Source organism: Stutzerimonas chloritidismutans (assembly GCF_020783375.1).
Classification (GTDB): domain Bacteria; phylum Pseudomonadota; class Gammaproteobacteria; order Pseudomonadales; family Pseudomonadaceae; genus Stutzerimonas; species Stutzerimonas kunmingensis.
On the sequence record NZ_CP086067.1, the window covers coordinates 59,743 to 84,718 of the forward strand.

Here is a 24,976-nt window from a genome sequence, read left to right on the forward strand (position 1 = left end):
GTAATCGATCAGTGGTACTGACAACAAGCGGTGCCGACGATCCGGCATGCAGCGGTCGCGCTAGACTCCTTCCTACTGTCCCATCCACTCGGGGCCTAAGCCGGATACAGGACTTCACGATGCCCCTCAGCAAACGCGATCAGACCCGTATGGAACGGCAACTTGCCAGTTGCCTGAGCCAGGCCTGCGAGGCGGGCAAGGCGGAGGTCGTCGGCTTCAGCTGGCTCACCCATGAGGTCGATTACGCGCGCTTCCCCGAGAGCCTGCAGGTCACCTGGGTATTCGTCACCGAGGCACAGCGGGCGCTGGCGATTGGCCAAGGGCAGGGCGCGCGCATGCAGGCACTGACCCAGGCGGCGCTGGCCGAGGCAGGCATCGACATGAGCGCTCTGCGCGCACCGGTGCGCTTCGACAGCGAGGAAGCCTGCCGGCGCGACGATGGCGGTGACTGGCAACGTCGCCTAGCCCGCAACGCCACGACACGGCACTGACCGTGGGCAAGGACGTCGAGAATCCGTGCATTTCCGTCTGCAAGCTCACGGACGAAGTCTGTACCAGCTCCGGCCGCACCAAGGACGAGATCCGCAAATGGAAACGCATGAAGCGCCCGGACAAGAAGGCCGTCGTGGAGCGCGCGGCGCAGCGGTTGAAGGCGCTGAAAAAGAAGAAAAAGAAAGGCTGAGCCGAGCGATGGGGCGCCTCTGCTGTCGATGGCGGTCTGATCGTCCACCGCGCATCTGCATCGCAGGCGCTGATCCCGCGTCGTGCGCCTCAGGTGCAGAGGTGACGCAATCAATCCACCACGAACAGCTTTGCCCCCACTTGGGTAGATGAACGATGCGGCTCGGCGCCGTCGGCGACCTGGTAGCTCATGCCCGGCGTAAGGATGAAGCGGCGCCCATCAGGAAGCTCGGTGTGCAGCTCGCCCTCCAGGCACAGCAGGATATGGCCCTTGCTGCACCAGTGGTCGGCCAGATAACCCGGGGTGTACTCGACCATGCGCACGCGGATGGGGCCAAACTGGCGGGTGCGCCAGTAAGCGCTGCCGGTTTCGCCTGGATGCAGGGTGGGTTCAATAGTCGCCCAGTCGGTAGTACCGAAGGGGAGGTCGTTGATGTCCATGTCTGACGCCTGTAGGCAATGAGTGAATGGTCTTGCAGAAAAGCAGTGGTGATAGATACGGCGCCGTGGTGGCTTGAAGCCCACCGGATAGGCCGTTCCTGAGGCAACGAACGCCCGTACACGAACGAAAAAGCCGCTGCCCTCTCACGGGTACAGCGGCTTTTCGGTTACCGCACTAAAGCCTCAACCGCGGGCGCCGCGTACTCCGGCGCTGAGCTGGCGGCACAGGCCGAGCACACCTTCCACCGCGTCTTCCGGGCTCTTGGCCCCAGCGATCTGGTCGATCAGCGCCGAGCCCACCACCACGCCTTCGGTCAGCCGTGCGATGGCGGCGGCTTGTTCCGGCGTGCGGATGCCGAAGCCGACGCACACCGGCAGGTCAGTGTGGCGCTTGAGGCGCGCTACCGCTTCCTCGACGTGTTCCAGGGTGGCGGAACCTGCACCGGTCACGCCGGCCACCGAGACGTAGTAGACGAAGCCCGAGCTGCCGTTGAGCACGACCGGCAGGCGCTGGTCGTCGGTGGTCGGGGTGGTCAGGCGGATGAAGTCGATGCCGGCGCTCTGGGCCGGGTCGCAGAGTTCGTCGTTATGCTCCGGCGGCAGGTCGACGACGATCAGGCCGTCGACACCGGCTTCTTTCGCATCGCTGACGAAGCGCTCGACGCCATAGGCGAAGATCGGGTTGTAGTAGCCCATCAGAACCAGCGGGGTGCTGCTGTTGGTTTCGCGGAATTCACGGACCATCTGCAACGTCTTCGGCAGGTTCTGCTTGGCTGCCAGGGCGCGGATGTTGGCCAGCTGGATCGCCGGGCCGTCGGCCATCGGGTCGGTGAACGGCATGCCGAGCTCGATGACGTCGGCGCCGGCATCCGGCAGGCCCTTGAGGATGGCGAGCGAGGTGGCGTAGTCCGGGTCACCGGCGGTCACGAAGGTCACCAGCGCGGCGCGGTTTTCCTGCTTCAGCTGTGCGAAGCGCGACTGCAGACGGGAGTTCACCGAGCTCATATATGTTCTTCCTGTTCGTCGTAGTGGTGCATGACGGTTTGCATGTCCTTGTCGCCGCGGCCGGAGAGGTTGACCACCATCAGGTGCTCCCTGGGCAGCTTCGCCGCGCGCTTGAAGGCTTCGGCCAGGGCGTGGGCGGACTCCAGCGCCGGGATGATGCCTTCCAGGCGGCAGCACTGGTGGAAAGCTTTCAACGCTTCGTCGTCGGTGCAAGGCACGTATTCGACGCGCTTGATCTCGTGCAACCAGGCGTGCTCAGGGCCGACGCCTGGGTAGTCGAGGCCGGCGGAAATCGAATGCGCATCGGTGATCTGGCCGTCGGCGTCCTGCAAGAGGAAGGTGCGGTTGCCGTGCAGCACGCCCGGCGCACCGCCGGCCATGCTGGCGGCGTGCTTGCCGGTGTCGATGCCGTGACCGGCCGCTTCGACGCCGACGATCTGTACCGCTTCGTCATCGAGGAACGGGTGGAACAGGCCGATGGCGTTGGAGCCGCCACCGATGCAGGCGACCAGCGAGTCGGGCAGGCGGCCTTCCTTCTGCATGATCTGCTCGCGTACTTCGTTGCCGATCACCGACTGGAAGTCGCGCACCATGGCCGGGTAGGGGTGCGGGCCGGCGGCGGTGCCGATCAGGTAGAAGGTGTTGTGGACGTTGGTCACCCAGTCGCGCAGGGCTTCGTTCATCGCGTCCTTCAGCGTGCCGGTGCCGGCGGTGACCGGGATCACCTCGGCGCCCAGGAGCTTCATGCGGAAGACGTTGGCCTGCTGGCGCTCGATGTCGGTGGTGCCCATGTAGACCACGCACTGCATGCCGAAGCGCGCGGCCACGGTGGCGGTGGCCACGCCGTGCATGCCGGCGCCGGTCTCGGCGATGATGCGCTGCTTGCCCATGCGCTTGGCCAGCAGGATCTGGCCGATGCAGTTGTTGATCTTGTGCGCGCCGGTGTGGTTCAGGTCTTCGCGCTTGAGGTAGATCTTCGCGCCGCCGAAATGCTCGGTCAGCCGCTCGGCGTAGTACAGCGGGCTGGCACGGCCGATGTAGTCACGCTGGAAATAGGCCAGCTCCTCGAGGAAGGCCGGATCGCTCTTGGCCTTCTCGTACTCGGCAGCCAGCTGGTTGATCAGCGGCATCAGGGTTTCGGCGACGAACTGGCCGCCGAAGCGGCCGAACAGGCCGCGGTCGTCGGGACCGCTGCGATATGACGTCATGTGAGGCTCCTGTAACGGTTGCCGGGCCTGTGCTCGGGTACTTGTCCTGAACGCGTTTCGGCGCATTCGCGGTCAAGACCGCTGCCACAGGCGACGGATGATGCGATGGCCTCAGGGTACGGCTATGGGGGCCGGGTTAAAAGCGATAAGATCTCCACGACCTGTCAGGAAAACTCACGCTTATGGCTCAGGATCTTCCCCCGCTCAATGCGTTGCGCGCCTTCGAATCGGCCGCCCGTCTGGGTAGTGTCAGCGAAGCGGCGCGCGAGCTGCATGTCACTCACGGGGCCGTCAGCCGGCAGGTCAAGCAGCTTGAGGAGCAGCTGGGTATAGGCCTTTTCATCAAGGAAGGTCGTGGCGTAAAACTCACCGATGCCGGGGTGCGCTTGCGCGATGCCGCCAGCGAGGCCTTCGAGCGCCTGCGCAGCACCTGTGCCGAGCTGCAGCGGCAGACGGCCGAGGCGCCGTTCGTCCTCGGTTGTCCCGGCAGCCTGCTGGCGCGCTGGTTCATCCCGCGGCTGGATCGGCTCAATCGTGACCTGCCCGAGCTGCGTCTGCAGCTGTCCGCCAGCGAGGGCGAGCTGGATCCACGCAAACCGGGGCTGGATGCCACGCTGTGGTACGCCGAGCCGCCGTGGCCAGCGGACATGCAGGTGTTCGAGTTGGCCGTCGAGCGCATCGGCCCGGTGCTCAGCCCCTACCATCCGCGCTGTGCCGAACTGCGCAGCGCACCGCCCGCGGCGTTGCTCGACGAAGCGCTGTTGCATACCGCCTCGCGCCCGCAGGCCTGGCCGAGCTGGGCGCGCCGGCAGCAACTGGACCCCACGCAGCTGCGCCTCGGGCAGAGCTTCGAGCACCTGTACTTCCTCCTGGAAGCGGCACTGGCCGGGCTGGGCGTGGCCATCGCACCGCAGCAGCTGGTCGCCGACGATCTGAAATCGGGGCGGCTGCTCGCGCCCTGGGGTTTCGTCGAAACCAGCGCCCGCCTGGCGCTCTGGGTGCCGGCACGGCGGCTGGATCGGCGTGCCGAACGCCTGGCGGCGTGGCTGCGGGACGAGTTGCGCGGTGCGCAGAAGCCCGGATAAAGAGCCAGGCGGAAGCATCGGCGTGGCTATTCATGATCGAGATCGCTCCCACAGAGCGGAGATCGTTTGGACGCGGTTCGTTCGGTGGCATGAATGCGGCGATTGGAAAGCGCAGATCGCTTCGGGCGCGAACAGCGGGTGGTTACTTGCGCGTGCTGCATGACGCAACTCGCCCTGACCGCGCGCGCGCGGCCGCTTGAACTCGGTCGTCGCCATCGAGTCCTACGCCGCACGGCAGCGGAGCGATCAATGATCGCAGCGGTTTTCTCCGATGCCTTCTTCTGCCTAGAAAGGACTTAGCGAATGAATGCTTGCGCTTCTGCTGCGATGCTCGCGGCCGGCCTACTGTTGGCGGCGGCTGCCCATGCTCAACCGATCGAACTGGATGGCATCGAGCTGTCACGGGATGTGCCCTGCCTTGGCAAGGACGTGGCCATCTCCGGTAATGCCAACAAGATCAGCCTTACCGGGGACTGTGGTGTGGTGCAGGTCTACGGGACAGACCATGAGATCAGCCTGGAAAAGGCGTCTGCGCTGGAAGTGTCGGGCATCGGAAACAGCGTAACGGCGAAGTCCGTCGACCGTCTGACCGTGGACACCAACAAGAACCAGATCCGTACCACCATCCTTGGCCGAGGCCAGACGGCAATCGTTGAGGTATTAGGCGCTGATCACGAGCTGGAACTGGTGTTCGACGGCCCGGCGCAGGTCACTGTGGCTGGCATCGACAACCGCTTGCAGTGGAGCGGGGATGAGCCGGCGATGTCCTTGTCCGGCGCTGGTCATCAGATCGACCGGCGATAGGCGGACTTCGCCGTCCGGGCGATTGGTCGTGCGGCACGATTCGCCGCACGACCGGGGCTCAGCTGGCCAGGGCGGTCTGCGAAGCGATCTCTGCGGCGGCGACTTTTTCCTCGGCGTAACCGCGCGGATTGCGGCTCTGCCAGCGCCAGGCATCGGCGAGCATGGTGGTCAGGTCTTTCTCGGCGCGCCAGCCGAGTTCCTGTTCGGCCTTGGTCGGGTCCGACCAGCACTGGGCGATGTCGCCGCTGCGGCGTGGCTTGATCACGTGGGGCAGGGGGCGCCCGGTGACTTCCTCGAAGGCGGTGATCATCTCGTGTACCGAGTGGCCCTTGCCGGTGCCGAGGTTCCACGTGGAAACACCATGAATCAGCTGCAGTCGCTCCAGCGCTTTCAGGTGCCCCTTGGCCAGATCGACCACGTGAATGTAGTCACGCACGCCGGTGCCGTCCGGGGTCGGGTAGTCGTTGCCATAGACGTTCAGTTGCTTTCGACGACCGACCGCGACCTGCAGCATGTAGGGCAGCAGGTTGTTCGGTACGCCGTTGGGGTCTTCGCCGATCAGCCCGGACTCGTGGGCGCCGATGGGGTTGAAGTAGCGCAGCAGGCCGATCGACCAGCGCGGGTCGGAATCGGCCAGGCCCTTGAGCACGTTCTCGGCCATCAGCTTGGACTGGCCGTAGGGGTTGGTCGGCACCCCGGTGGGGCGGTCCTCGGTGATCGGCATCACCGGCGATTCACCGTAGACCGTCGCCGAGGAGCTGAACACCAGCTTGAACACGCCGGCTTCGGCCATCGCCTGGCACAGCGCGATGCTGCCGCCGACGTTGGTTTCGTAGTAGCGCAGCGGCTCGCGCACGCTTTCGCCAACCGCCTTGAGCCCGGCGAAGTGCATGACCGCGCTGACCGGGTAGGCAGCGAACAGCGCCTTGAGCAGCGAGCGGTTGCGCACATCGCCCCTGACGAACTGCAGCGGTCGCCCGGCGAGCTGCTCGACTCGGTCCAGAGCGGCCTGCGAGCTGTTGCACAGATTGTCCAGCACCAGCACTTCATGCCCGGCCTGCAGCAGTTCGAGCACCGCGTGTGAGCCGATGTAGCCGGCCCCTCCTGTTACCAGAATCATCTGTCTACCTCCGCATTCGCTGTCTTTTCGACACGCTCGGGACACTGCGGCTGGCCAGTGAATGGCGCTGCATGAGTCTCCGTAATCTGGAATCGGCGAAACGGAACGGGACGGCGACGACGAGCTGCGCGCGTGGTTCCGGTGCCGGTGTTAAGGCGTCCTGTTGATACGGACGGGGCAAGGTTCTGGCGAGTTCCATCCAGCCGCCGGACGGCCGACGGGCTGCGCTATCGGATGATTGGCGGGAACCCGAACCGCCGATTGCCGTCCACTACCGGCGGACGACGCGGGTTGCAGGGCATCTGACGGCTCGTAGTCGTGGCGCGATGACACGCCTTACGCAGGGCAGCGCTGGCATCGACGTGGCATGGTGAGTGGGCAGGAACGCCCGGGCACGGCTACCGAAATGAGGTGCTACATGAGTTGGGCCGGCCCGTTCCAGTACGACATCGGTAAATCCCGCAACGCGCAGCAGGCGCCGGCCGAAGTGGCCTTCGACGACCAGATCCCGACGCTGCTGTGCCTCTCGCATCTGCGCTGGAGCTTCGTCTACCAGCGCCCGCAGCACCTGATGTCGCGCTTCGCCCGCGACTACAACGTGCTCTTCCACGAAGAACCCATTCCCACCGAGGACGCCGAACCCTGGCTGGAAGTGCGACCCGAAGAGAACGGCGTGCAGGTGCTGATCCCGCGGCTGCCCGCCGGTTGCGAGGGGGACGAGGCGATCCGCGTGCAACGCCAGTTGCTCGATGGCTACCTGGAGAAGCTCGGCGTCAGCGAGCTGATGCTCTGGTACTACACGCCGATGAGCCTGGCGTTCTCCGATCATCTGGCACCGAACCTGATCGTCTACGACTGCATGGACGAACTCTCGGCCTTTCGCGGTGCGCCACCGCAGCTGATCGAGCGCGAAGTGGAGTTGATGTGTCGCGCCAATCTGGTCTTTACCGGCGGCTACAGCCTCTATGAAGCCAAGCGCCAGCGTCACGACAATGCGCATCCGCTCCCCAGCAGCGTGGATGTCGAGCATTTCGCCGCCGCGCGCCGGCCGCAGCACGACCCGGACGACCAGGCGGAGATTCCCCATCCGCGCCTCGGGTTCTACGGGGTGATCGATGAGCGTCTCGATCTCGAGCTGATCGAGCAGGTGGCGCGGATGAAGCCGGAATGGCAGATCGTGCTGATCGGCCCGGTGGTCAAGATCGACCCAGCCGAGCTGCCGCGCCGCGACAACATCCACTACCTCGGCGGCAAGACCTACGACGAGCTGCCGCAATACCTGTCGGGCTGGGACGTGGCGATCATGCCGTTCGCGCTGAACGAATCGACCCGCTTCATCAGCCCGACCAAGACCCCCGAATACCTCGCCGGCGGTTGCCCGGTGGTGTCCACGCCGATCACCGACGTGGTGCGCACCTACGGTGACACCGGCATCGTGCGCATCGCCGACAGTGCCGAGGCGTTCGTCGCCGCGACAGAAGCCGCCCTGGCCGATGCCGAGGACCGCGATGCGCTGTTGGCCAAGGCCGACGAGATCCTCGGTGATATGTCCTGGGACCACACCTGGAGCCTGATGAAGGAGAAGATGCAATGCGCGATATGACCCCGCAAGACAGCAACCCGGAACGTCTCGGCGGTGGTGCCGGTGAAGAGCCGCAGGCGCGCAGGCGTGGCTTCGATTACCTGATCGTCGGTGCCGGTTTCGCCGGCAGCGTGCTCGCCGAGCGGCTGGCCAGGGGTTTGAACAAGCGCGTACTGGTGGTCGACCGGCGCCCGCACATCGCCGGCAACGCCTACGACTATCACGACGAATCCGGCGTGCTGATCCATCGCTACGGCCCGCACATCTTCCACACCAACGCCCAGCGCATCGTCGACTACCTCTCGCAGTTCACCGAGTGGCGCCCCTATGAGCATCGCGTGCTGGCGCAAGTGGACGGGCAGGAAGTACCAATCCCGATCAACATGACCACGCTGAACAGGCTCTACGGTCTGAACATGACCACCGAAGAGGAAGCGGCAGATTTCCTCGCCAGCCGTGCCGAGCCGGTGGAGAACATCCAGACCAGCGAAGACGTGGTGATCAACGGCATCGGCCGCGAGCTGTACCAGAAGTTCTTCCGCGGCTACACCCGCAAGCAGTGGGGACTGGACCCGTCGCAGCTGGACAAGTCGGTGACTTCGCGCATCCCCACGCGCACCAACACCGACGACCGCTACTTCACCGATACCTTCCAGCAGATGCCCAAGTACGGCTACACCAAGATGTTCGAGAAGATGCTGGCGCATCCGAACATCAAGGTGATGATCAACACGGACTACCGCGAGATCCGCGACGAGGTTCAGTACGACCACCTGATCTTCTGCGGCCCCATCGATGAATACTTCGATTACCGCTTCGGCAAGCTGCCGTACCGCTCGCTGAAATTCGAGCACAAGCAGCTCGAGCAGGCGCAGTTCCAGGCGGTAGGTACGGTCAACTACCCGAGCGAGGATGTGCCCTACACGCGCATCAGCGAGTACAAGCACCTCACCGGGCAGGCCCATCCGAAGACCAGCATCACCTACGAGTACCCCTCGGCGGAGGGCGATCCCTACTACCCGATCCCGCGGCCGGAGAACGCCGAGCTGTACAAGCGCTATCAGCAGCTGGCGGACCAGACGCCCGGCGTGACCTTCGTCGGCCGCCTCGGCACCTACAAGTACTACAACATGGATCAGGTAGTCGGGCAGGCGCTGGCGCTGTACAAGCGCATCGAGGAAGCCGAGCTGGCAACGCAGCCGCAAGCGGTGCCCGAGCAACTCGGCTGAAGCCAGACGGTCGTTATGCATGAGCCTGTCGCCACACGGCAGGCCAGTGCCGCTCGGCTGCTGCCCGGCCGTAGCGAGTCATCCATGAGGTAAACGATGCACCACCCCAGTCTGTTAAAGAGTTTCTTCCTTGGTGGTTTCGAGTGTTCCAACCACCGGCGCAGCGACGGTCGGCGTCTCGATCTGATCGCCGCGACCGGGCACGACCGCTGGGCCGCGCACGACTATGCCGAGCTGCACCGCCACGGCCTGCACAGCGTGCGCGACGGTCTGCGCTGGCACCTGATCGAGCGCCAGCCGGGGCAGTACGACTGGTCGAGCTTCCTGCCCATGCTGCAGGCGGCGCAGCGCCAGGGTACCCAAGTGATCTGGGATCTGTGCCATTACGGCTGGCCGGACGACATCGACATCTGGCGGCCGCAGTTCGTCGAGCGCTTCGCCCGCTATGCCGCTGCGGCCGCGCAGCTGATCAAGGACGAGACCGCTGAGGTGCCGTTCTACGCGCCGCTCAACGAGATCTCCTTCTGGGCCTGGGCCGGTGGCGACGAGGCCTATTTCAATCCGATGGCCCGCGGCCGTGGTTTCGAACTCAAGCACCAGCTGGTGCGCGCCACCATCGCCGCGATGCAGGCGATCCGCGCGGTCGAGCCACGGGCGCGCTTCGTCCAGGTCGATCCGGCCATCCATGTGGTCGCGGCCAACGACCGGCCCGGCCCGCAGCGCGACGCCGAGCGCTTCCGCCAATCGCAGTTCGAGGCCTGGGACATGCTCTGCGGCGAGCAATGGCCGGGGCTTGGCGGCGCGCCGGAGTACCTCGACGTGCTCGGCATCAACTACTACTCGAACAACCAGTGGTACCACGGTGATGGCCGTACCATCGAGCGCGACAACCCGGACTACCGACCATTCAAGGGCATCCTGCGGGAAATCCATCAGCGTTATGGGAGGCCGTTGCTGATTGCCGAAACCGGCGCCGAAGGCGACGTGCGCGGGGACTGGCTGCGGTACGTCAGCGAGCAGGCGGGTCTGGCGATGCAGGCCGGGGTGCCGGTGGAGGGCATCTGCCTGTATCCGGTGCTGGATTACCCGGGCTGGACCGATGAGCGGCACTGCCCGGTCGGGCTGTTCGGCTTTCCCGACGAAAACGGCAAGCGCTGCGTGCATGAAGGGCTGGCCGACGAACTGCGGCTGCAGCAGATGCGTTTCAGCCACTCCAGCCCGACTCTACAGCTAGCCGAAGCCATGCCATGAACCAGGCGGCCGCCGTGCCTCAGGCCAAGCCGGACGAGCTGCCGCTACCCAGCCGCCCGGTGGCCTTTCTCTGGCATTACATCTGCGCCCGGCCCTGGCATTTCGGTGGCCTGCTGGCGCTGATCATCGGTGCCGCCAGCTGCGCGGTGGCGGTGCAGTACGGCATGAAATTGTTGGTCGATGCGATGGCCCAGGGCACTGCGGATCGCGGCGCGGCCAACGTCTGGTGGCCGCTGGGGCTGTTCATCGGCCTGATCGTCACCGAGAACGTGTTCTGGCGCCTGGGCGGCTGGCTCGGCTGCCGCACCGTGGTCGCCAGCGTGGTGGATATCCGCGTCGACCTGTTCAAGCACCTGACCGGCCACCCGATGCGTTATTTCACCGAGCATTTCGCCGGCTCGCTGGGCAATCGCATCTCTGCCGTTGGCCAGGCGGCTGGCGCCATCTACGGCGGGCTGGCCTGGAAGATCGTGCCGCCGATCGTCGACTTTCTCGGCGCCGTGGTGGTTTTGCTCACGGTGGACGTGCGCATGGCCGTGGCGCTGATCATCTTCGTCGCCATCGTCGCCGTTTTGATCACCGGGTTCGGTATTCGTGGTCGCTACAAGCATCAGCGCTTCGCCGCGCAATCGGCACGGGTCGGCGGCGAGCTGGTGGATGCAGTCTCCAACGTCTGGACCATCAAGGCCTTCTCCGCCCGTGATCGCGAGGCCGAACGCCTGGCCCACGAGATCGGCTTCGAAGCCCGTGCCCAGCGGCGCAGCTGGATGTACCTGGAAAAGGCCCGGGTGATGCACGACATCTGCCTGTCGGTGATGGCTGGCGGCATGCTGATCTGGGCGATCCAGCTGTGGGTAGGTGGCGAGGTCACGGCCGGCGACGTGGTGCTGGTCAGCGCGCTGACCTTTCGCATCCTGCATGGCTCGCGGGATCTGGCGCTGGCGCTGGTGGATGCCACGCAGCAGATCGGTGCCATCGACGACACCCTGCGCATCATCGTCCAGCCCCATGGCCTGGACGACAGCGACAACCAGCTGATGCTGGCCGAAGGCGACATCACCTTCGAGCGCATCAGCTTCAGCTACCCGGATCGCGGCGCCGTGTTCGAGGGGTTGGACCTGCACATTCCGGCGGGGCAGAAGGTCGGTGTGGTGGGCTCGTCCGGGGCCGGCAAGTCGACCCTGATCAACCTCATCCAGCGCCTCGATGACGTGCAGGACGGGCGCATCCTCATCGACGGCCAGGACATCCGCAGCGTCAGCCAGGATAGCCTGCGCGAGAAGATCGCCGTGGTGCCGCAGGAAACCGCGCTGTTCAACCGCAGCATCCGCGAGAACATCCGCTACGGCCGCCCGGACGCCAGCGACGAGGAAGTGGTCGAGGCGGCGCGCAGTGCCTTCTGCGACGGTTTCATCCGCGAACTGCCGCAGGGTTACGACACCCTGGTCGGCGAGCGCGGCGTGATGCTTTCCGGCGGCCAGCGCCAGCGCCTGGGTATCGCCCGCGCATTCCTCAAGGACGCACCGATCCTGATCCTCGACGAAGCGACCTCGGCGCTGGATACCCAGTCCGAGGGCGAGATCCAGGCGGCACTCAACCTGCTGGTGCACAACCGCACCGTGGTCGCGGTGGCGCACCGCTTGTCCACGCTTGCGAGCTTCGACCGCATCATCGTGCTGCGTGACGGCCGCATCGTCGAAGACGGCCCGCCGCAGGAGCTGCGCCGCCACGGCGGTGAGTTCGATGCGCTGTGGCGCATGCAGGCCGACGGCTTCGCCCAGCAAGCCGATCCCAGCGCATGAAACGCGCGGCGGTGACCTCGCGCAGCCTGCGCTCGCTTGGCTACGACCCCGAGCAGCAAGTGCTGGAAGTGGAATTCAGCAGCGGCGCGCTGTACCGCTATGAAGAGGTCCCGCCCGATGCGGTGCAGGCCTTGCTCGAAGCCGATTCGCTGGGTCGGCATTTCAATCAGGTGTTCAAGCCGCAGCATTACCGCTATCGGCGCGTGGAGTGATCGTGCCGGGAACCGCGTGGATAAGCTGCGCGTTATCCACCAGGGTGATTCGCCGCCCGCCATCGGCGGATCGACCGTTCCGCTGAACTTCCGGGGCGCTCTGCGGGCCTCAATCAACAGGACGCGTCATTACCGAGCGGAGGCTCTTCAGACCAGAAGGGGATTGTTCAATGTCGGATCATCACACGTACAAGAAGATTGAAATTGTCGGCTCCTCGCGCAACAGCGTCGACGAAGCAATTCAGAACGGCATCGCCGAAGCCAGCAGCAAGCTGCAGAACGTCGAGTGGTTCGAGGTTGGCGAGATTCGCGGCCACGTCGAGAACGGCAAGGTCGGGCACTTCCAGGTGACCATGAAGGTCGGCTTCCGACTCGAAAACAGCTGATCGCCACGCGCGGCCGCCGTTCAGTCGGCGGCAGCGCGGCTGCGTTCGTAGCGACGCAGCAGCGGCTGGGTGCTGAGCCCGTGCAACACGATGCTCAGCGCTACGACCGATAACACCAGGCCGATGATCGTATGCGTTTCGTCCGGCAGCAGGCCGTGGGTCACCGCGTAGCTCAGGTAGTACAGGCTGCCGATGCCACGAATGCCGAACCAGCCGGCCGTCAGGCTCTGGGCGCGGTCGAGGTAGCGCCGCGGCATCAGCAGCATCACGCTCAGCGGCCGAATCAGCAGGAACAGCGCCAGGCCGAGCGGCACCGCACGCCAGTCCCAGTGCACCGAGACCAGCACCCCGAGCATGGTCACCAGCAGCACTTCCAGGCTGCGCTCCAGTTGTCCGCCAAACGCCAGTACATCGCCCATCAGCACGCCCGCGGCGACCCGCGGTTGTCCGAGCTGTCGGTCATCCAGTGACAGCGCGCGCGGCGCTAGACCCCCTTCGGCAAGATGCGGCACGGCATCGTTGATCAGCTCTTCGGACGGCGTCTCCGAATCATCGGCGGCGGCCATTTCCGCATGGCGCAGGCCGAGGCCCGCGGCGAACACGGCGAGAAAGCCCCAGGCACCGGCCAGCTCGGCGCCGACGTAGGCCAGCGCGATCAGCGCCAAGGCCAGCGAATCGTTGGGCGACATGGCGGTATCGGTGTGGCGTGCGCGCAGGTAGATCGCCACGCGGCCGACCAGCTTGCCCAGCAGAAAGCCGATCAGTAGCCCAGCCGGCACCGCCCATAGCAGCCGATGCAGCGCCCACTCGCCGACCCAGTCGGCTTCCAGCTGGCCCTGGGCGATGAGCATCAGGCCGAAGACCACGAAGGGAAACGCGGTGCCATCGTTGAAGCCCGCTTCACCGGACAGGCCGTAGCGCAGGCGGTCGCTGTCGCGGGCATCATTGACCTGCACCAGGCTCGCCAGCACCGGATCGGTGGGCGCAAGAATCGCCCCGATCAGCACCGCGACACCCCAGCTCAGGCCGAACACGTAGTAACAGAGCAAGGTGACGCCGCCGATGCAGGCGAGCATCACCGGCCCGGCCAGTACATAGGCGCTCTTCCACGCCGGGTGCCTGAGCGGCATGCGCAGCTTGAGGCCGCTGACGAACAGCGACACCAGCACCGCTACTTCGGTGAGGTGTTGCATCCAGCCGGCGATATGCAGGAACTCCATCTCCCACAGACCGATGCCGAGCTGGCCGATGAGCACGCCGAAACCGAGGTAGATCAGCGACGTGGTGATCGGCAGCCAGCGCAGGTAGGCCGAGGCGAGGGCGAGGATCAGCAGCAGGACGCCGAGTACGGCCATCCATTCGAGAAAATTCATGCGTGTTCCGATGGCGGGGCGCGGTTGCGCCCAGGGGTGTGTGCCATTGGAGCGGTGCCCGGCGGCAGGGTTCGCCGACAGGGCCGAGGTAGGCCGCCGCCGGTCAGGGCAGCGGCCGGCTTTCTACTGGCGCAGCTCGGCGACGATCTCGAAGGCGCGATGGCGGTCGGCGGTTTCGTAGAGGTCGCAGGTGAAGATCAGCTCGTCGGCCTGGGTTTGCTCGAGCAGTACGTCGAGACGCGCGCGAACCTTCTCCGGGCCGCCGATCAGCGCCAGGCCGAGGAAGTCGCCCACGGCCTGCTGCTCATGCGGCAGCCACAGGCCCTGCATGCTTTGCACCGGCGGGCGCAGCACCAGGCTCTGGCCGCGGATCAGCGAGAGGATGCGCTGGTAGACGCTGGTCACCAGGTACTCGGCGTGCTCGTCGCTGTCGGCGGCGATCAGTGGTACGCCGAGCATCACGTAGGGCTTGTCGAGCACCGCCGAAGGCTTGAAGTTGTCTCGGTAGAGCTTGATCGCCTGGTGCATGTAGCGCGGCGCGAAGTGCGAGGCGAAGGCGTAGGGCAGGCCCTTGGCCGCGGCCAGCTGGGCACTGAACAGGCTGGAGCCGAGCAGCCAGATCGGTATGTTGCTGTCGACGCCGGGCATGGCGATGACGCGCTGGTTGGGCTGGCGCGGACCGAGCAGCAGCTCCAGCTCCTCTACGTCCTGCGGGAAGTCGTCGGCGCTGCCCATGCGGTCGCGGCGCAGCGCATGGGCGGTGAACTGATCGGCGCCGGGCGCGCGACCGAGACCGAGGTCGATGCGGCCCGGGTAGAGCGCTTCCAGCGTGCCGAACTGCTCGGCGATCACCAGCGGCGCGTGATTCGGCAGCATCACCCCACCGGCGCCGAGGCGGATGCGCGTGGTGTTGGCGGCCAGGTAGCCGAGCAACACCGCGGTGGCAGCGCTGGCGATGCCGTCCATATTGTGGTGCTCGGCGACCCAGAAGCGCTGGAAGCCAAGCCCCTCGACATGGCGCGCCAAGGCCACGGCATTGTGCAGCGCCTGGGCCGGCGTGCCGTCGTCGCGGATCGGCGCCAGGTCGAGAGCGGAGAAGCGGGTGTTTGCAATGCGGGACATCGTTTACCTCATGACGTAAGGCGGTCGGGTGCGAGCGCGCTCAGTGGCAGTGCTCGGCCTCTGCCTCGACCAGCACGTTGCGCTGTTCGTCGCGCAACCAGCCTTGCGGGGTGAAACCCAGCGAGCGGGCCTGGAACAGGTAGCGCTGGCCGGGCTGGAAGTCGTCGTAGCGGATCACCAGGGTGCAGCGAATGGTGTGGGTTTCGCCGAACAGGCCGAAGTCGCCCCCTGTCACTTCGAATTCGTAGCGCGCTTCGAGTTCATGGGCGCCCGGCGGGACCTGGAAATAACGGCCGTCGGGGGTGCGTTTGCCGTCCAGCTGGTCGGACATGAAGATGTCGCTGGGCTGCGCGGTCATGTCGACCCAGGCCATGTTCGGGTCGGGTTGCGGCAATGGCCCGGCGCAGCCGGCCAGGGCGAGAAGGGCGGGCAGGGCGAGGGGGAGTGCGCGACGCATGGCTGGATCCTCGGCGAATGGCGGGGTGAGACGCGCTGCGCCTCACCGATGCTGCCGAGGGTGCGCCAGATGACGGCGCATTTCAACGCGGACTCAGCGGCCGGCGAGGTCGCCGCAGCCCTTTTCCTCGGCGCGGGCCAGCACGTACTGGTGCTGGTCGTAGAGCTTGGCCCAGGGCCGGAAGCCATAGCCGCCGGCCACCAGGCGATAGCGTGCGCCGGCGGTGAACTTGTCGTATTCCAGGGTCAGCTTGCAGTCGCGCGGCAGCGGGTTGCTGCCGGGGCCGACATTGGCGCCATTGACCTCGAAGCGGTAGCGCATCTCCAGCATGCGGCTGCCAGGCTGGACCTGGAAATAGCGGTCGTCTTCCAGTGTCTTGCCATCCACGGCCACCGCCTGCAGCTGGGTTTCGCCGTTCGGGTTGAGCTCGATCCAGGCCTGCTCGGGATCGGACTTGGGCATCCACATGGAGCAGCCGGCCAGGCTGGCGAGCAGGGTGACGAGAAGGAAACCGCGCATGTACAAGGCTCCAGCCGGTGATCATGGGCCGGCAAGGGTTCGATTGGGCGTCATAGGCTGCCGCAGGTTGCAATCGGCAGCACGGCCTTTGTAGGGTGCGCTACGCACGCCGGCGCCAGCCCGACCACCGAGCGAAAACCCGATGCCCAAGCCCAACGCCGCCTCCATCGACAGCCGCAGCCTGCGCTGGGTTCCCCTGCTGCTTGCCGTCTGTCTGAATGGTTGCAGTTATTACGGCCAGCTCGCCGCCGGCCAGCTGGAGTTGCTGCGCCAGCGCGAACCCATCGAGGCGCTGATCGTCGATGAGTCGCGCGATGCGGCGTTGCGCCAACGGCTGGGCGAGGTGTTGCAGGCGCGTCGCTTCGCCAGCCAGGCGCTGGAGTTGCCGGACAACGACAGCTATCGGCTGTACGCCGAACTCGGTCGGCCCTATGTGGTGTGGAATCTGTTCGCCACCGAGGAGTTCTCGGTCAAGCCGCTGGAGCACTGCTTTCCCATCGCCGGCTGCGTGGCCTATCGCGGCTACTTCCGCCAGGGTGCCGCCCGCGGCGAGGCGGCGCGGCTGCGGCTGAGCGGGCTGGATACCCATGTGGCGGGTGTCGAGGCCTATTCCACGCTGGGCTGGTTCGCCGATCCGCTGCTCAGTTCGATGCTGCGGCGCAACGACGAGCAGCTGGCGGCGCTGATCTTCCACGAACTGGCTCATCAGCAGCTGTATCTGCCCGGCGACACCGCATTCAACGAGTCCTACGCCACCTTCGTCGAGGGCGAGGGCCTGCGCCAGTGGCGTGCCCATCGCGACCTGCCTCAGCGGGATGAACAGGCGCGGGTGCGTTATCGGCAACTGGTTGAGCTGCTACTCGATACCCGCCAGCGGCTGGACCAGCTGTATGCCTCGGGCCGCTCGCCAACCGAATTGCGCGCGCTGAAGCAGGCCGCGTTCGCGACGCTGCGTCAGCGCTATCGACATCTGCGTGACAGCCAGTGGAACGGCGATAGGCGCTACGATCGCTGGTTCGCCCAGCCACTGAACAACGCCACGCTGTTGCCGTTCGGCCTGTATGACCGCTGGGTACCGGCCTTTGCTGCTCTGTTCGAGCGGTGCGAGCGGGACTGGGCGCGCTTTCACCAGGCGGTTGCGGAGCTAACGGAACTGCCTGCCGACGAGCGGGAAGCCCGGCTTTCGAAACTGGCTGACTGAACAAGCGAAACGGCGCGCCCTGTTGCCGTGGGCGTTACGCGCCGTTATGGCTCTTGCGTCGAAAATCTCCGATCTGCCGTTCATCGGCTGCGATAACTCTGTCCGCTGAACGGTGCGAATCCTTTCTCCAGCTCTCCGGTCCTCTTTACTAGGTCGCCGATTCATACGGCGGCGATCCACCTATGCCTGATATCCACGCATAACAACGGAGGCTCCATGGAGACCATTTCCGGAATTTTCGACAACAAAGGCACACCACTGGAGAAGCAGAAATTCACATGGAAGGAAATGGCCGGCAAGCCGATCAGCAAGCTCGATGACGATGCCTTTACCCGTGTCCGCATCATCCTCATGAACGGGGTCGAGACCGACGCCCTGCGCCTGAGTCACGGCATCGCCCGCTTCAACAAGGAACTGCGCCTGCCGCTGGCGCAGATCCGGCGTACCGAGCAGCACCAGGCGACCATGATCAACTGGCTGATCGGCGCCGACCACTCGCCACTGGAAACCACCGTCGCCTACGAGCAGGTCGCCATCGAGGTGACCGCGGCCGTGGCACAGAACGAGCCCGACCCCTACCAGGCGCAGACCTATCGCTTCGGCTTGCTGGAGGACTTCGACCACCTGTACCGCTACTCGGCGATGCTCGATCGCCTCGAGGGCAAGGATGCCAACAACATCCTGCAGGGCTATACCGACATCGTTCCCGGCCGCAAGACCTCCGAGCACCACCGGCACCCGGAGAACGACATCCGCGACAACTACGAGAAGGACAGCGCCGCGCTGATCACCAAGATCCACGCGGCACTGATCACCGGCGCGGAATACCAGACGCACGACTACTACATGAACATCGGCCCGCTGTTCGCCGACCCGCTGGCGCGCCAGCTGTATGCCGAGATCGCCTCGGTGGAAGAGCAGCACGTGACCCAGTACGGCTCGCTATCCGACCCCAGCGAAAGCCATATCGAGAAGTGGCTGGTGCACGAGGCGATGGAGGTCTACATGTACGCCAGCTGCGCCGAGCAGGAGACCAACCCGCGGATCAAGGCCATGTGGGAGCGCTTCCTCGACTACGAGCTGGGCCACCTCAACGTCGCCTGCGAATGGTTCAAGAAGCTCGAGCGCCGCGACCCGGCCGAGATTCTCGCCGGCCCGCTGCCGAAGATGGTCGAGTTCAAGAGCCAGCGCGATTTCGTTCGCCAGGTGCTGGCCGCCGAGGTCAACCTGCGCACTGCTGGCCCGGCCTATGTGGACAAGGCCAAGGAGCCGCAGTCCTCGCTCGATTACCGCAACCACCTCGCCTCGGAAGGGCTCGCCTCGGACATCGTCTCGGCGGGTTACCAGTGGGCGCCGGGTGGCGAACTGATGCGCAAGGCTTCCTGAGGAGACGAACATGGCTACTGCAGCGAAAGTAGGTACCAATTACACCGGCGTGCAGATGTCCCCGAAGGACACCAAGCGCCTGCTCGATGCCGTCAACGACATCCACCCGGACGTGCCGGGAGATGAGCGCGGCATGCTCGTCGAGCGTGCCGAACGCAACGAAGAGGCCGACCGCATCGGCTCCGTGCCGGTGCCCGGCTCGGCCAAGGGCATGCTCAAGACCAGCTTCGACATGATGAAGGGCAAGAGCCCCGAGGTGTTCATCGACAAGCTCGGCGAGCGCCTGGCCTTCGAACGCAACGGCGTGCGCCTGTACGAGGCGATGATCGCCAAGGCGCGCAACCTGGACTCGGGCAACGATCTGGTGGGCGTGCTGCAGCACATCCGCGACGAAGAGTTCGAGCACATGATGCTGGTGCATGCGGCTATGGAAAAACTCGGCGCCGACCCCACCGCGCAGACGCCGAGCGCGGATGTCGCCGGGGTCATGGCGATGGGCATCATGCAGGTGCTGACCGATCCGCGGACCAACGTCGCGCAGTGCATGAACGCACTGCTGACGGCCGAGCTGGCGGACAACGCCGCCTGGGAACTGCTGATCGAACTGGCGCAGGCGGCCGGTCATCCGAACATCGCCGATAGCTTCGTTCATGCGAAGACTCAGGAAGACGACCATCTGGTGAAGATCAAGACGCTGATGCGGCGGGATCTGATCATGCAGACCAAGTAATAGCGTGCGAGCGGGACGCTTTGGCGCACATCACCGAGAGGGATGTGCGCCTTTTTTTATGGGCGGGGGAAGGGCTACCTCGCCGTTTTGAGAAGGGAGTATTGGCGCCGGACTGGCGGATAGCATGCGGTGAATGAACGGCTTCAGCTCTTCCCGATTGGCGAGGTGCTTGGGAGTTTGGTTTCGCCCTGCTGGGCGAGTTCCTTTTGGCAGTCGCCCCAAAAGGAACCAAAAAGTCTTGCCCCGCCATCCGGCCCCGCGCTTCGCGCGGGGTTCGTTCGCTCCATCGCTGCTTCAGGGGTCGGCTTACAAGGGCCATCCATGGCCCTTTAAGCCTTTCGCCGCATCCCTGCGGCTCACCCCCTTACGCACCGATTCCACTCACCCTCCTGATGGGGCGCTTGAGCCGCCTGGCGGACCGTGCAAGCAGAACAGATGTTCGGCGTTTAAGTGGTCGCTGATGGCTTCAAAGCTCCAAATTCCTACACGTGGGCCCAGCCCTCGCACTCTCCATTGAGGACGCGACAAATCCCTACGGCACAATCATCCGCTTTTCTTTTCTTTGCTTGGTTTCTTGCGCAAAAGTCATCAGGCGACACCATTCGCCCCTTTCAGGAGGCCGAGTGCAATCGTTGCGTAGGGGAGTGAGCGGCATGAATGCCGCGAGAGGACTAGGCGTCCCCGCGATAAAGGGCCATGGATGGCCCTTGTACGCCGGCCCCCGGAGCGGCGATGGAACGAGGGAAGTCGAGCGCAGCGAACCGGGGACGCCCAGTCCGGATGGAGGGGCAAGCGTTTTTGCTTACTTTTTTTCCGGCCGGGCAGGCGCGACTGGAAAAAGTAGGTCGCCCAGCAGGGCGAAACCAAGCTTCCAAGCAGCTCGAAAATGGCTATGCGATCTGAACCTGCATCCATCCAAGCAGCCATCGCTGCTACTCCCTCGAACCTAACGAAGAACCAAAGAAAAAGGGGTGCCGCCTGCGCGAACACCCCTCTTCAACGATCACCGGCGAGCCGGTCAATCGTTCCCGACACTCGCCGTTTGCACGGTACAGCCCCAGACTTCCAGCGCCGGCTGGTCCGCTTGTGGCGGGCCTAGCCATTCGCTCATCGCGTGGCAACGCTGGTCAAAACACAGTTGGTAATCCCCTGCCTCGGGGGTTCGCCCCAGGCGCAGGAGTGGCAACGCAGGCATCTGGCGCTGGTAGTGCCAGGCCCCGTCGCGCAGTTCGGCGTCATCCGGGATTTCCATCCCGGCACCAGAACCCTTGACCCGCGCTTCGCCGAGCAGCAGCCCGTCCGGCGTCACGCGGTAATCCTCTTCCCAGCGGATCTTCTCGATCGTGTGGTTCCACGCCAGGGTAAAGGCGGGGGCGGGCACTTCGGCCCACACCACACCTGCCAACCCCAGGCACAGACCGATCATGCGGCCGCCAGACGCTCGGCGCGGCGGGCGCGCCAGATGTGCTGAGCGAGGAAGATCGCGCCGAGGGCAAAGCCGATCTCGTCACTCATCGGTGTGGCGAGGATCATCGCCGCACCGGCGACGAAGCCCAGCAGCTTCTCCCACAGTGCCATGGGCCGCTGCAGGTAGCCGGTGAACACCGCGCCCCACAGGCCGATGGCGAAGGCGGCCTTGAACAGCATGTACAGCGTGGCGCCCCAGTCGCCGCCCTGCATCATCAGAGCCGGGTTGTACACCGCCATGAACGGCACGATGAAACCGGCGATGGCGATGCGGATGGCCCACATGCTGATCTTCAGGCCCTTCTCCTTGGCGATTGGCGCGGCGGCGAAGCAGGCCAGCGCCACCGGCGGAGTCAGGTCGGCCATGATGCCGAAGTAGAAGACGAACATGTGCGAGACGATCAGCGGCACGCCCAGGTCGAGCAGCGCGGGCGCGGCGATCGAGCTGGTGATGATGTAGTTGGGAATGGTCGGGATGCCCATGCCCAGCACCAGGCAGGTCAGCATGGTCAGCAGCAGCGAGAGGAACAGGTTGTTCTCGCCGACGGCGAGGATGTAGCCGGCGAAGGTCGAGGCCACGCCGGTCAGCGAAACGATGCCGATGATCACGCCGACCAGGGCGCAGGCGATACCCACCGGCACCGCATGGCGCGCACCTTCGACCAGTGCGTGCAGGCAGATGACCAGGGTGTCGCGGCCGCCCTTGATGAACCAGCAGACCACCACCAGCGCGGCGATGACCGCGAAGATCACCCCGATGCCGAGCTGGAAGAAGCCGGCGCAGAGCAGGCCGAGGGCGATCCAGAAGGCGATGCGCAGGCCGAACGACGACACCTTGAGGATGATCGCCGAGCCGAGGATGACGATCGCCGTCAGCGCCAGGCCGATGGTGCCGGCGAACATCGGCGTGCGTCCGGAGAACAGCAGCCAGACCAGCACCAGCAGCGGAATCAGCAGGTACCAGCGTTCCTTCACTGCGGCCCAGGCACTCGGGCACTCGTCCTTCGGCAGGCCCTTGAGGCCGGCGCGCTTGGCTTCCAGGTGGACCATCCAGAACACCGAGCCGAAGTACAGCAGCGCCGGAATCAGCGCGGCCTTGGCGATCTCGACGAAGGGCACGTTGATGGTCTCGGCCATGATGAAGGCCACCGCGCCCATCACCGGCGGCATGATCTGGCTGCCCATCGAGGAAGTGGCCTCGACGCCGCCGGCGAAGGCCGGGCGATAGCCGAAGCGCTTCATCAGCGGAATGGTGAACTGGCCGGTGGTGACCACGTTGGCCACGCCGGAACCGGTGATGGTGCCCATCAGCGCCGAGGACACCACCGACACCTTGGCCGGGCCGCCGAGCTTGTGGCCGAACAGGCCCATGGCGAAGTCGGTGAACAGCTTGATCATCCCCGCCTGCTCGAGGAACGAGCCGAACAGGATGAACAGGAAGATGTAGGTCGCCGAAACGTAGGTCGGCGTGCCGTACAGGCCTTCGGTGCCGAACGACAGCTGGTTGACGATCTGGTCCAGGTAATAGCCACGGTGGGCGAGATCACCGGGCAGGTATTCGCCGAGCAGGCCGTAGGCGAGGAACAGCCCGCAGATGATCGGCAGGGCGATGCCCATCACCCGGCGAGCGGCCTCGAAGACCAGCACGATCAGCGTCAGGCCGACCACCATGTCGGTGGTGGTCATGTCGCCGGAGCGCTGGATCAGGTCCGCCTCGAAATACCACTGGTAGAAAAAGGTGGCGAAACCGGCCAGGCCAAGCAGCCAGGCCATTGGCTGGAACGGCTTGCCGTTGCCGCGGGCCGGATAGCAGAGGAACACCAGCAGCAACAGGAAGCCGACGTGACCGGCGCGCAGCACCTGGCTGGACACCGGGTGAAAGGCGGCGGTGACGATCTGATAGATGGAGAACAGCAGGGCGACGTAGAACAGCGCCCTCGGCCATTCGCTGGGGCTGGCGTGCAGCCCTTGGCTTTCGCTCATGGGAATCACTCTCTCACTGCAAGGTGGGGCCTGTAGAAGCAGGCTTGCCAACGAGGCAACGCGGGCAAGCCTGCTGCTACAAGGATGCGGGCTGGAGCAGGCCGCAGGGCCCGCTCCGCCCGTCTGTCAGCGCTGGGTTACTTGAGAACCCCGGCTTCCTTGTAGAAGCGCTCGGCACCCGGGTGCAGCGGAATCGGCAGGTTCTTGGTGGCGTTTTCCAGCTTGATGTCCTTGGCGGCGGAGTGGGCGTTGCCCAGCGACGACAGGTTGTCGAACATCAGTTTGGTCATCTGGTAGGCCACTTCATCGGAGACCTTCTCGTGGCTGACCAGGATGTTGGTGATGGCCACGGTCGGAACGTCGACATCCTGACCGTCGTAGGTACCGGCCGGGATCACGCCTGGCAGGTAGGCGTCGCTCTCGATCTTCTCGACCACGGCGGCCGGAATCTCGACGAAGGTCACCGGCATGGTGCTGGCCAGGTCGCGGATGGCGGCCATGCCCAGGCCCGAGGACTGCAGGGTGGCGTCCAGCTGGCGGTTCTTGATCAGCTCGACCGACTCGGCATAGGGCAGGAACTCGACGCGGCCCATGTCCTTGTAGTCCAGACCGGCGGCCTTGAAGATCGCGCGGGCGTTCAGCTCGGTGCCGGACTTCGGCGCGCCGACGGAGATGCGCTTGCCCTTGAGGTCTTCCAGGGTCTTGATGCCGGACTCTTCGCTGGCAACGATCTGGATGTAGTTGTTATAGGTACCAGCGATGGCGCGCAGGCGCTTGAGCGGAGCCTTGAAGCCGGCGTCCTCGACACCGTTCCAGGCGTCGGCAACCGAGTCACCCAGGGAGAAGGCCAGTTCGCCACGGCCGGCCTGCAGCAGGTTGAGGTTTTCCACCGAAGCCTTGGTGGCCTGCACGGAAGTCTTGGCGCCATCGATCTTGTTGTACTGCTGCGACAGGGCCACGCCGATCGGGTAGTACACACCGCTGGTGCCGCCGGTGAGGATGTTGATGAAGGTCGGCGCAGCGACGGCCGCGGTGCTGGCAGTGAAGGCCGCAGCGGCAGCGAGCAGGCCCAGGCGTTTGGTCAGTCTCATGGTGGATCTCCGTTTCGTTTTTATTGGTTGACGCAGCATGTTGACGATAGACGATGCCGCGTTCGGGAACGCGCCAGACGAACAAGCAGAGGGGCGATGACACCGGAGAGTCCGGAGGATGGATATCGCTGGTAGCTCTTCTTGTCGTTGGAATCGCATCGAGCACATTGCCATTAGCAGAAGCCGTGCCAGTCTGTCGCGATGCTCTGGATCGGCCTTTGCCGGCATCCTTGGATGGGGCATCGGCAAGAATCCGCCTATTGTTGTCGGGGTGTGGGCGGAAAACCGCTCATTGCTGTGCGAACCCCTGTCCGTCGCGGCCTTCGAATGAGTGAGCGAACGCGGAGGCGGTATGACTGCAGAAATAGGCGCAGAGGATCTGGGCATCGACGTGACCCGCGGCGAGGCGGAGCTGTTCAAGTGGTTCGTCGCCAGCTTTCTGTTCGGCAAGCGCATCCAGCGCGACATCGCCGCCGAGGCGTACCGGGTACTGGTGGAGCGCAACCGGCTCGACACGCCGCGCAAGCTGCGTGACTGTGGCCCGCGCGGGTTGGTCCAGCTGCTCGGCCAGGCGCGCTACGTGCGCTACGACGAGTCCACTGCCGCGCGCCTGCTGAAGCTCGGCGACAAGCTGCTGACCGAGTACGACGGTAGGCTGGGTCGCCTGCGTGAGCTCGGTGAGACGCGCGACGGGGTGGAGAAGCGGCTGCTGGCGTTCGAGGGCGTCGGGCCGAAGACCGTGGAAATCTTCCTGCGAGAGGCGGCGCGGGTCTGGTTCTGAGCGCGCCGGACGGCGCTTGCCAAGGCCAGCCGAAGGGTTAGAGTGGCGCCATCGCACCGC

The 24,976-nt window shown here is 65.2% G+C and carries 25 protein-coding genes; 14 read left to right on the forward strand and 11 right to left on the reverse strand.

Annotated features, from left to right (window positions below):
- Positions 1 to 119: 119 nt before the first annotated feature.
- Together LLJ08_RS00295 and LLJ08_RS00300 are read left to right on the forward strand one after the other, a co-directional pair.
- On the forward strand, positions 120 to 491 hold the full coding sequence (locus LLJ08_RS00295) for a hypothetical protein (RefSeq protein ID WP_228207918.1): 372 nt from the start codon (positions 120 to 122) through the stop codon (positions 489 to 491).
- Between the two features lie 2 nt (positions 492 to 493).
- Positions 494 to 682, forward strand: a complete 189-nt coding sequence (locus tag LLJ08_RS00300) for a DUF1289 domain-containing protein (RefSeq protein ID WP_228207919.1) — start codon at positions 494 to 496, stop codon at positions 680 to 682.
- Between the two features lie 110 nt (positions 683 to 792).
- On the opposite strand, the gene LLJ08_RS00305 is transcribed toward LLJ08_RS00300, so the two are convergent.
- The 3 genes from LLJ08_RS00305 to trpB form a co-directional block, all read right to left on the reverse strand.
- A complete protein-coding gene (locus tag LLJ08_RS00305) occupies positions 793 to 1,122 on the reverse strand; it encodes a DHCW motif cupin fold protein (protein ID WP_044313698.1) in 330 nt (109 codons plus the stop codon).
- 183 nt (positions 1,123 to 1,305) lie between these two features.
- The gene (gene trpA, locus LLJ08_RS00310) at positions 1,306 to 2,127 is read right to left on the reverse strand and encodes a tryptophan synthase subunit alpha (protein WP_125897389.1); all 822 of its coding nucleotides are present in this window, start codon (positions 2,125 to 2,127) and stop codon (positions 1,306 to 1,308) included.
- On the reverse strand, positions 2,124 to 3,335 hold the full coding sequence (gene trpB, locus LLJ08_RS00315; RefSeq protein ID WP_228207920.1) for a tryptophan synthase subunit beta: 1,212 nt from the start codon (positions 3,333 to 3,335) through the stop codon (positions 2,124 to 2,126). Before trpB ends, trpA begins: the two co-directional genes overlap by 4 nt.
- A 182-nt stretch (positions 3,336 to 3,517) precedes the next feature.
- On the opposite strand from trpB, the gene LLJ08_RS00320 reads away from it, so the two are divergent.
- Both LLJ08_RS00320 and LLJ08_RS00325 read left to right on the forward strand, forming a co-directional pair.
- Complete coding sequence (locus LLJ08_RS00320; protein ID WP_228207921.1) at positions 3,518 to 4,420, forward strand: LysR family transcriptional regulator; 903 nt, start codon at positions 3,518 to 3,520, stop codon at positions 4,418 to 4,420.
- Positions 4,421 to 4,723: 303 nt separating this feature from the next.
- Entirely contained in the window at positions 4,724 to 5,224 is a 501-nt protein-coding gene (locus LLJ08_RS00325) for a DUF3060 domain-containing protein (RefSeq protein ID WP_228207922.1), read from the forward strand.
- A 58-nt stretch (positions 5,225 to 5,282) separates the two neighbouring features.
- Here the strand turns inward: LLJ08_RS00325 and galE are convergent, their stop codons facing one another.
- On the reverse strand, positions 5,283 to 6,344 hold the full coding sequence (galE, locus tag LLJ08_RS00330; RefSeq protein WP_125897385.1) for a UDP-glucose 4-epimerase GalE: 1,062 nt from the start codon (positions 6,342 to 6,344) through the stop codon (positions 5,283 to 5,285).
- 418 nt (positions 6,345 to 6,762) lie between these two features.
- Between galE and LLJ08_RS00335 the strand changes: the two genes are divergently transcribed.
- From LLJ08_RS00335 to LLJ08_RS00360, 6 genes are all read left to right on the forward strand, one after another.
- A complete protein-coding gene (locus tag LLJ08_RS00335; RefSeq protein ID WP_228207923.1) occupies positions 6,763 to 7,947 on the forward strand; it encodes a glycosyltransferase family 1 protein in 1,185 nt (394 codons plus the stop codon).
- Entirely contained in the window at positions 7,935 to 9,155 is a 1,221-nt protein-coding gene (gene glf, locus LLJ08_RS00340; RefSeq protein WP_167362155.1) for a UDP-galactopyranose mutase, read from the forward strand. Before LLJ08_RS00335 ends, glf begins: the two co-directional genes overlap by 13 nt.
- Before the next feature lie 96 nt (positions 9,156 to 9,251).
- Positions 9,252 to 10,406 carry a glycoside hydrolase family 1 protein gene (locus tag LLJ08_RS00345; protein ID WP_228207924.1) on the forward strand — a complete coding sequence of 385 codons (1,155 nt, stop codon included), beginning with the start codon at positions 9,252 to 9,254 and terminating at the stop codon, positions 10,404 to 10,406.
- Positions 10,403 to 12,208 carry an ABC transporter ATP-binding protein gene (locus tag LLJ08_RS00350; protein ID WP_228207925.1) on the forward strand — a complete coding sequence of 602 codons (1,806 nt, stop codon included), beginning with the start codon at positions 10,403 to 10,405 and terminating at the stop codon, positions 12,206 to 12,208. The genes LLJ08_RS00345 and LLJ08_RS00350 overlap by 4 nt, the downstream gene beginning before the upstream one ends.
- Positions 12,205 to 12,420 carry a KTSC domain-containing protein gene (locus LLJ08_RS00355; RefSeq protein ID WP_044313707.1) on the forward strand — a complete coding sequence of 72 codons (216 nt, stop codon included), beginning with the start codon at positions 12,205 to 12,207 and terminating at the stop codon, positions 12,418 to 12,420. The genes LLJ08_RS00350 and LLJ08_RS00355 overlap by 4 nt, the downstream gene beginning before the upstream one ends.
- Positions 12,421 to 12,590: 170 nt before the next feature.
- Positions 12,591 to 12,806 (forward strand): dodecin, encoded by a 216-nt coding sequence (locus LLJ08_RS00360; RefSeq protein ID WP_014818555.1) that lies wholly within the window; start codon positions 12,591 to 12,593, stop codon positions 12,804 to 12,806.
- A gap of 20 nt (positions 12,807 to 12,826) precedes the next feature.
- Here the strand turns inward: LLJ08_RS00360 and LLJ08_RS00365 are convergent, their stop codons facing one another.
- From LLJ08_RS00365 to LLJ08_RS00380, 4 genes are all read right to left on the reverse strand, one after another.
- Positions 12,827 to 14,179: a cation:proton antiporter gene (locus LLJ08_RS00365; protein WP_228207926.1), complete on the reverse strand. Its 1,353-nt coding sequence runs from the start codon at positions 14,177 to 14,179 to the stop codon at positions 12,827 to 12,829.
- A 123-nt stretch (positions 14,180 to 14,302) separates the two neighbouring features.
- Positions 14,303 to 15,301 (reverse strand): LLM class flavin-dependent oxidoreductase, encoded by a 999-nt coding sequence (locus LLJ08_RS00370; RefSeq protein WP_228207927.1) that lies wholly within the window; start codon positions 15,299 to 15,301, stop codon positions 14,303 to 14,305.
- A gap of 40 nt (positions 15,302 to 15,341) precedes the next feature.
- Entirely contained in the window at positions 15,342 to 15,758 is a 417-nt protein-coding gene (locus LLJ08_RS00375; protein ID WP_023446384.1) for a PA0061/PA0062 family lipoprotein, read from the reverse strand.
- A gap of 93 nt (positions 15,759 to 15,851) precedes the next feature.
- Positions 15,852 to 16,277: a PA0061/PA0062 family lipoprotein gene (locus tag LLJ08_RS00380; protein ID WP_228207928.1), complete on the reverse strand. Its 426-nt coding sequence runs from the start codon at positions 16,275 to 16,277 to the stop codon at positions 15,852 to 15,854.
- 142 nt (positions 16,278 to 16,419) lie between these two features.
- Here LLJ08_RS00380 and LLJ08_RS00385 point away from each other — a divergent pair, with 142 nt between their 5' ends.
- The 3 genes from LLJ08_RS00385 (at position 16,420) to LLJ08_RS00395 (ending at position 19,594) form a co-directional block, all read left to right on the forward strand.
- Entirely contained in the window at positions 16,420 to 17,478 is a 1,059-nt protein-coding gene (locus tag LLJ08_RS00385; protein ID WP_228207929.1) for an aminopeptidase, read from the forward strand.
- A gap of 216 nt (positions 17,479 to 17,694) precedes the next feature.
- The gene (locus LLJ08_RS00390) at positions 17,695 to 18,864 is read left to right on the forward strand and encodes a hypothetical protein (RefSeq protein WP_042925849.1); all 1,170 of its coding nucleotides are present in this window, start codon (positions 17,695 to 17,697) and stop codon (positions 18,862 to 18,864) included.
- Positions 18,865 to 18,874: 10 nt separating this feature from the next.
- A complete protein-coding gene (locus LLJ08_RS00395) occupies positions 18,875 to 19,594 on the forward strand; it encodes a ferritin-like domain-containing protein (RefSeq protein ID WP_041013856.1) in 720 nt (239 codons plus the stop codon).
- A 1,018-nt stretch (positions 19,595 to 20,612) separates the two neighbouring features.
- Here LLJ08_RS00395 and LLJ08_RS00400 read toward each other — a convergent pair.
- The 3 genes from LLJ08_RS00400 to LLJ08_RS00410 form a co-directional block, all read right to left on the reverse strand.
- Positions 20,613 to 21,020, reverse strand: a complete 408-nt coding sequence (locus tag LLJ08_RS00400; RefSeq protein ID WP_003281867.1) for a DUF1850 domain-containing protein — start codon at positions 21,018 to 21,020, stop codon at positions 20,613 to 20,615.
- Positions 21,017 to 23,044 (reverse strand): TRAP transporter permease, encoded by a 2,028-nt coding sequence (locus tag LLJ08_RS00405; protein WP_228207930.1) that lies wholly within the window; start codon positions 23,042 to 23,044, stop codon positions 21,017 to 21,019. The genes LLJ08_RS00400 and LLJ08_RS00405 overlap by 4 nt, the downstream gene beginning before the upstream one ends.
- Before the next feature lie 137 nt (positions 23,045 to 23,181).
- On the reverse strand, positions 23,182 to 24,135 hold the full coding sequence (locus LLJ08_RS00410; protein ID WP_228207931.1) for a TAXI family TRAP transporter solute-binding subunit: 954 nt from the start codon (positions 24,133 to 24,135) through the stop codon (positions 23,182 to 23,184).
- Between the two features lie 352 nt (positions 24,136 to 24,487).
- Here LLJ08_RS00410 and LLJ08_RS00415 point away from each other — a divergent pair, with 352 nt between their 5' ends.
- Entirely contained in the window at positions 24,488 to 24,916 is a 429-nt protein-coding gene (locus LLJ08_RS00415) for a DNA methylase (RefSeq protein ID WP_228207932.1), read from the forward strand.
- Positions 24,917 to 24,976 lie beyond the last annotated feature (60 nt).

Excerpts from the sequence above, each read along its gene's own strand:
- trpB (WP_228207920.1), bottom strand. The coding sequence starts at position 3,335 with ATGACGTCATATCGCAGCGGTCCCGACGACCGCGGCCTGTTCGGCCGC.
- LLJ08_RS00295 (WP_228207918.1), top strand. The coding sequence starts at position 120 with ATGCCCCTCAGCAAACGCGATCAGACCCGTATGGAACGGCAACTTGCC.
- LLJ08_RS00335 (WP_228207923.1), top strand. The coding sequence starts at position 6,763 with ATGAGTTGGGCCGGCCCGTTCCAGTACGACATCGGTAAATCCCGCAAC.
- LLJ08_RS00390 (WP_042925849.1), top strand. The coding sequence starts at position 17,695 with ATGGAGACCATTTCCGGAATTTTCGACAACAAAGGCACACCACTGGAG.
- LLJ08_RS00370 (WP_228207927.1), bottom strand. The coding sequence starts at position 15,301 with ATGTCCCGCATTGCAAACACCCGCTTCTCCGCTCTCGACCTGGCGCCG.
- LLJ08_RS00380 (WP_228207928.1), bottom strand. The coding sequence starts at position 16,277 with ATGCGCGGTTTCCTTCTCGTCACCCTGCTCGCCAGCCTGGCCGGCTGC.
- LLJ08_RS00305 (WP_044313698.1), bottom strand. The coding sequence starts at position 1,122 with ATGGACATCAACGACCTCCCCTTCGGTACTACCGACTGGGCGACTATT.
- LLJ08_RS00355 (WP_044313707.1), top strand. The coding sequence starts at position 12,205 with ATGAAACGCGCGGCGGTGACCTCGCGCAGCCTGCGCTCGCTTGGCTAC.
- galE (WP_125897385.1), bottom strand. The coding sequence starts at position 6,344 with ATGATTCTGGTAACAGGAGGGGCCGGCTACATCGGCTCACACGCGGTG.
- LLJ08_RS00320 (WP_228207921.1), top strand. The coding sequence starts at position 3,518 with ATGGCTCAGGATCTTCCCCCGCTCAATGCGTTGCGCGCCTTCGAATCG.
- LLJ08_RS00410 (WP_228207931.1), bottom strand. The coding sequence starts at position 24,135 with ATGAGACTGACCAAACGCCTGGGCCTGCTCGCTGCCGCTGCGGCCTTC.
- LLJ08_RS00415 (WP_228207932.1), top strand. The coding sequence starts at position 24,488 with ATGACTGCAGAAATAGGCGCAGAGGATCTGGGCATCGACGTGACCCGC.
- LLJ08_RS00350 (WP_228207925.1), top strand. The coding sequence starts at position 10,403 with ATGAACCAGGCGGCCGCCGTGCCTCAGGCCAAGCCGGACGAGCTGCCG.
- glf (WP_167362155.1), top strand. The coding sequence starts at position 7,935 with ATGCGCGATATGACCCCGCAAGACAGCAACCCGGAACGTCTCGGCGGT.
- trpA (WP_125897389.1), bottom strand. The coding sequence starts at position 2,127 with ATGAGCTCGGTGAACTCCCGTCTGCAGTCGCGCTTCGCACAGCTGAAG.
- LLJ08_RS00360 (WP_014818555.1), top strand. The coding sequence starts at position 12,591 with ATGTCGGATCATCACACGTACAAGAAGATTGAAATTGTCGGCTCCTCG.
- LLJ08_RS00405 (WP_228207930.1), bottom strand. The coding sequence starts at position 23,044 with ATGAGCGAAAGCCAAGGGCTGCACGCCAGCCCCAGCGAATGGCCGAGG.
- LLJ08_RS00365 (WP_228207926.1), bottom strand. The coding sequence starts at position 14,179 with ATGAATTTTCTCGAATGGATGGCCGTACTCGGCGTCCTGCTGCTGATC.
- LLJ08_RS00385 (WP_228207929.1), top strand. The coding sequence starts at position 16,420 with ATGCCCAAGCCCAACGCCGCCTCCATCGACAGCCGCAGCCTGCGCTGG.
- LLJ08_RS00395 (WP_041013856.1), top strand. The coding sequence starts at position 18,875 with ATGGCTACTGCAGCGAAAGTAGGTACCAATTACACCGGCGTGCAGATG.
- LLJ08_RS00325 (WP_228207922.1), top strand. The coding sequence starts at position 4,724 with ATGAATGCTTGCGCTTCTGCTGCGATGCTCGCGGCCGGCCTACTGTTG.
- LLJ08_RS00345 (WP_228207924.1), top strand. The coding sequence starts at position 9,252 with ATGCACCACCCCAGTCTGTTAAAGAGTTTCTTCCTTGGTGGTTTCGAG.
- LLJ08_RS00400 (WP_003281867.1), bottom strand. The coding sequence starts at position 21,020 with ATGATCGGTCTGTGCCTGGGGTTGGCAGGTGTGGTGTGGGCCGAAGTG.
- LLJ08_RS00375 (WP_023446384.1), bottom strand. The coding sequence starts at position 15,758 with ATGCGTCGCGCACTCCCCCTCGCCCTGCCCGCCCTTCTCGCCCTGGCC.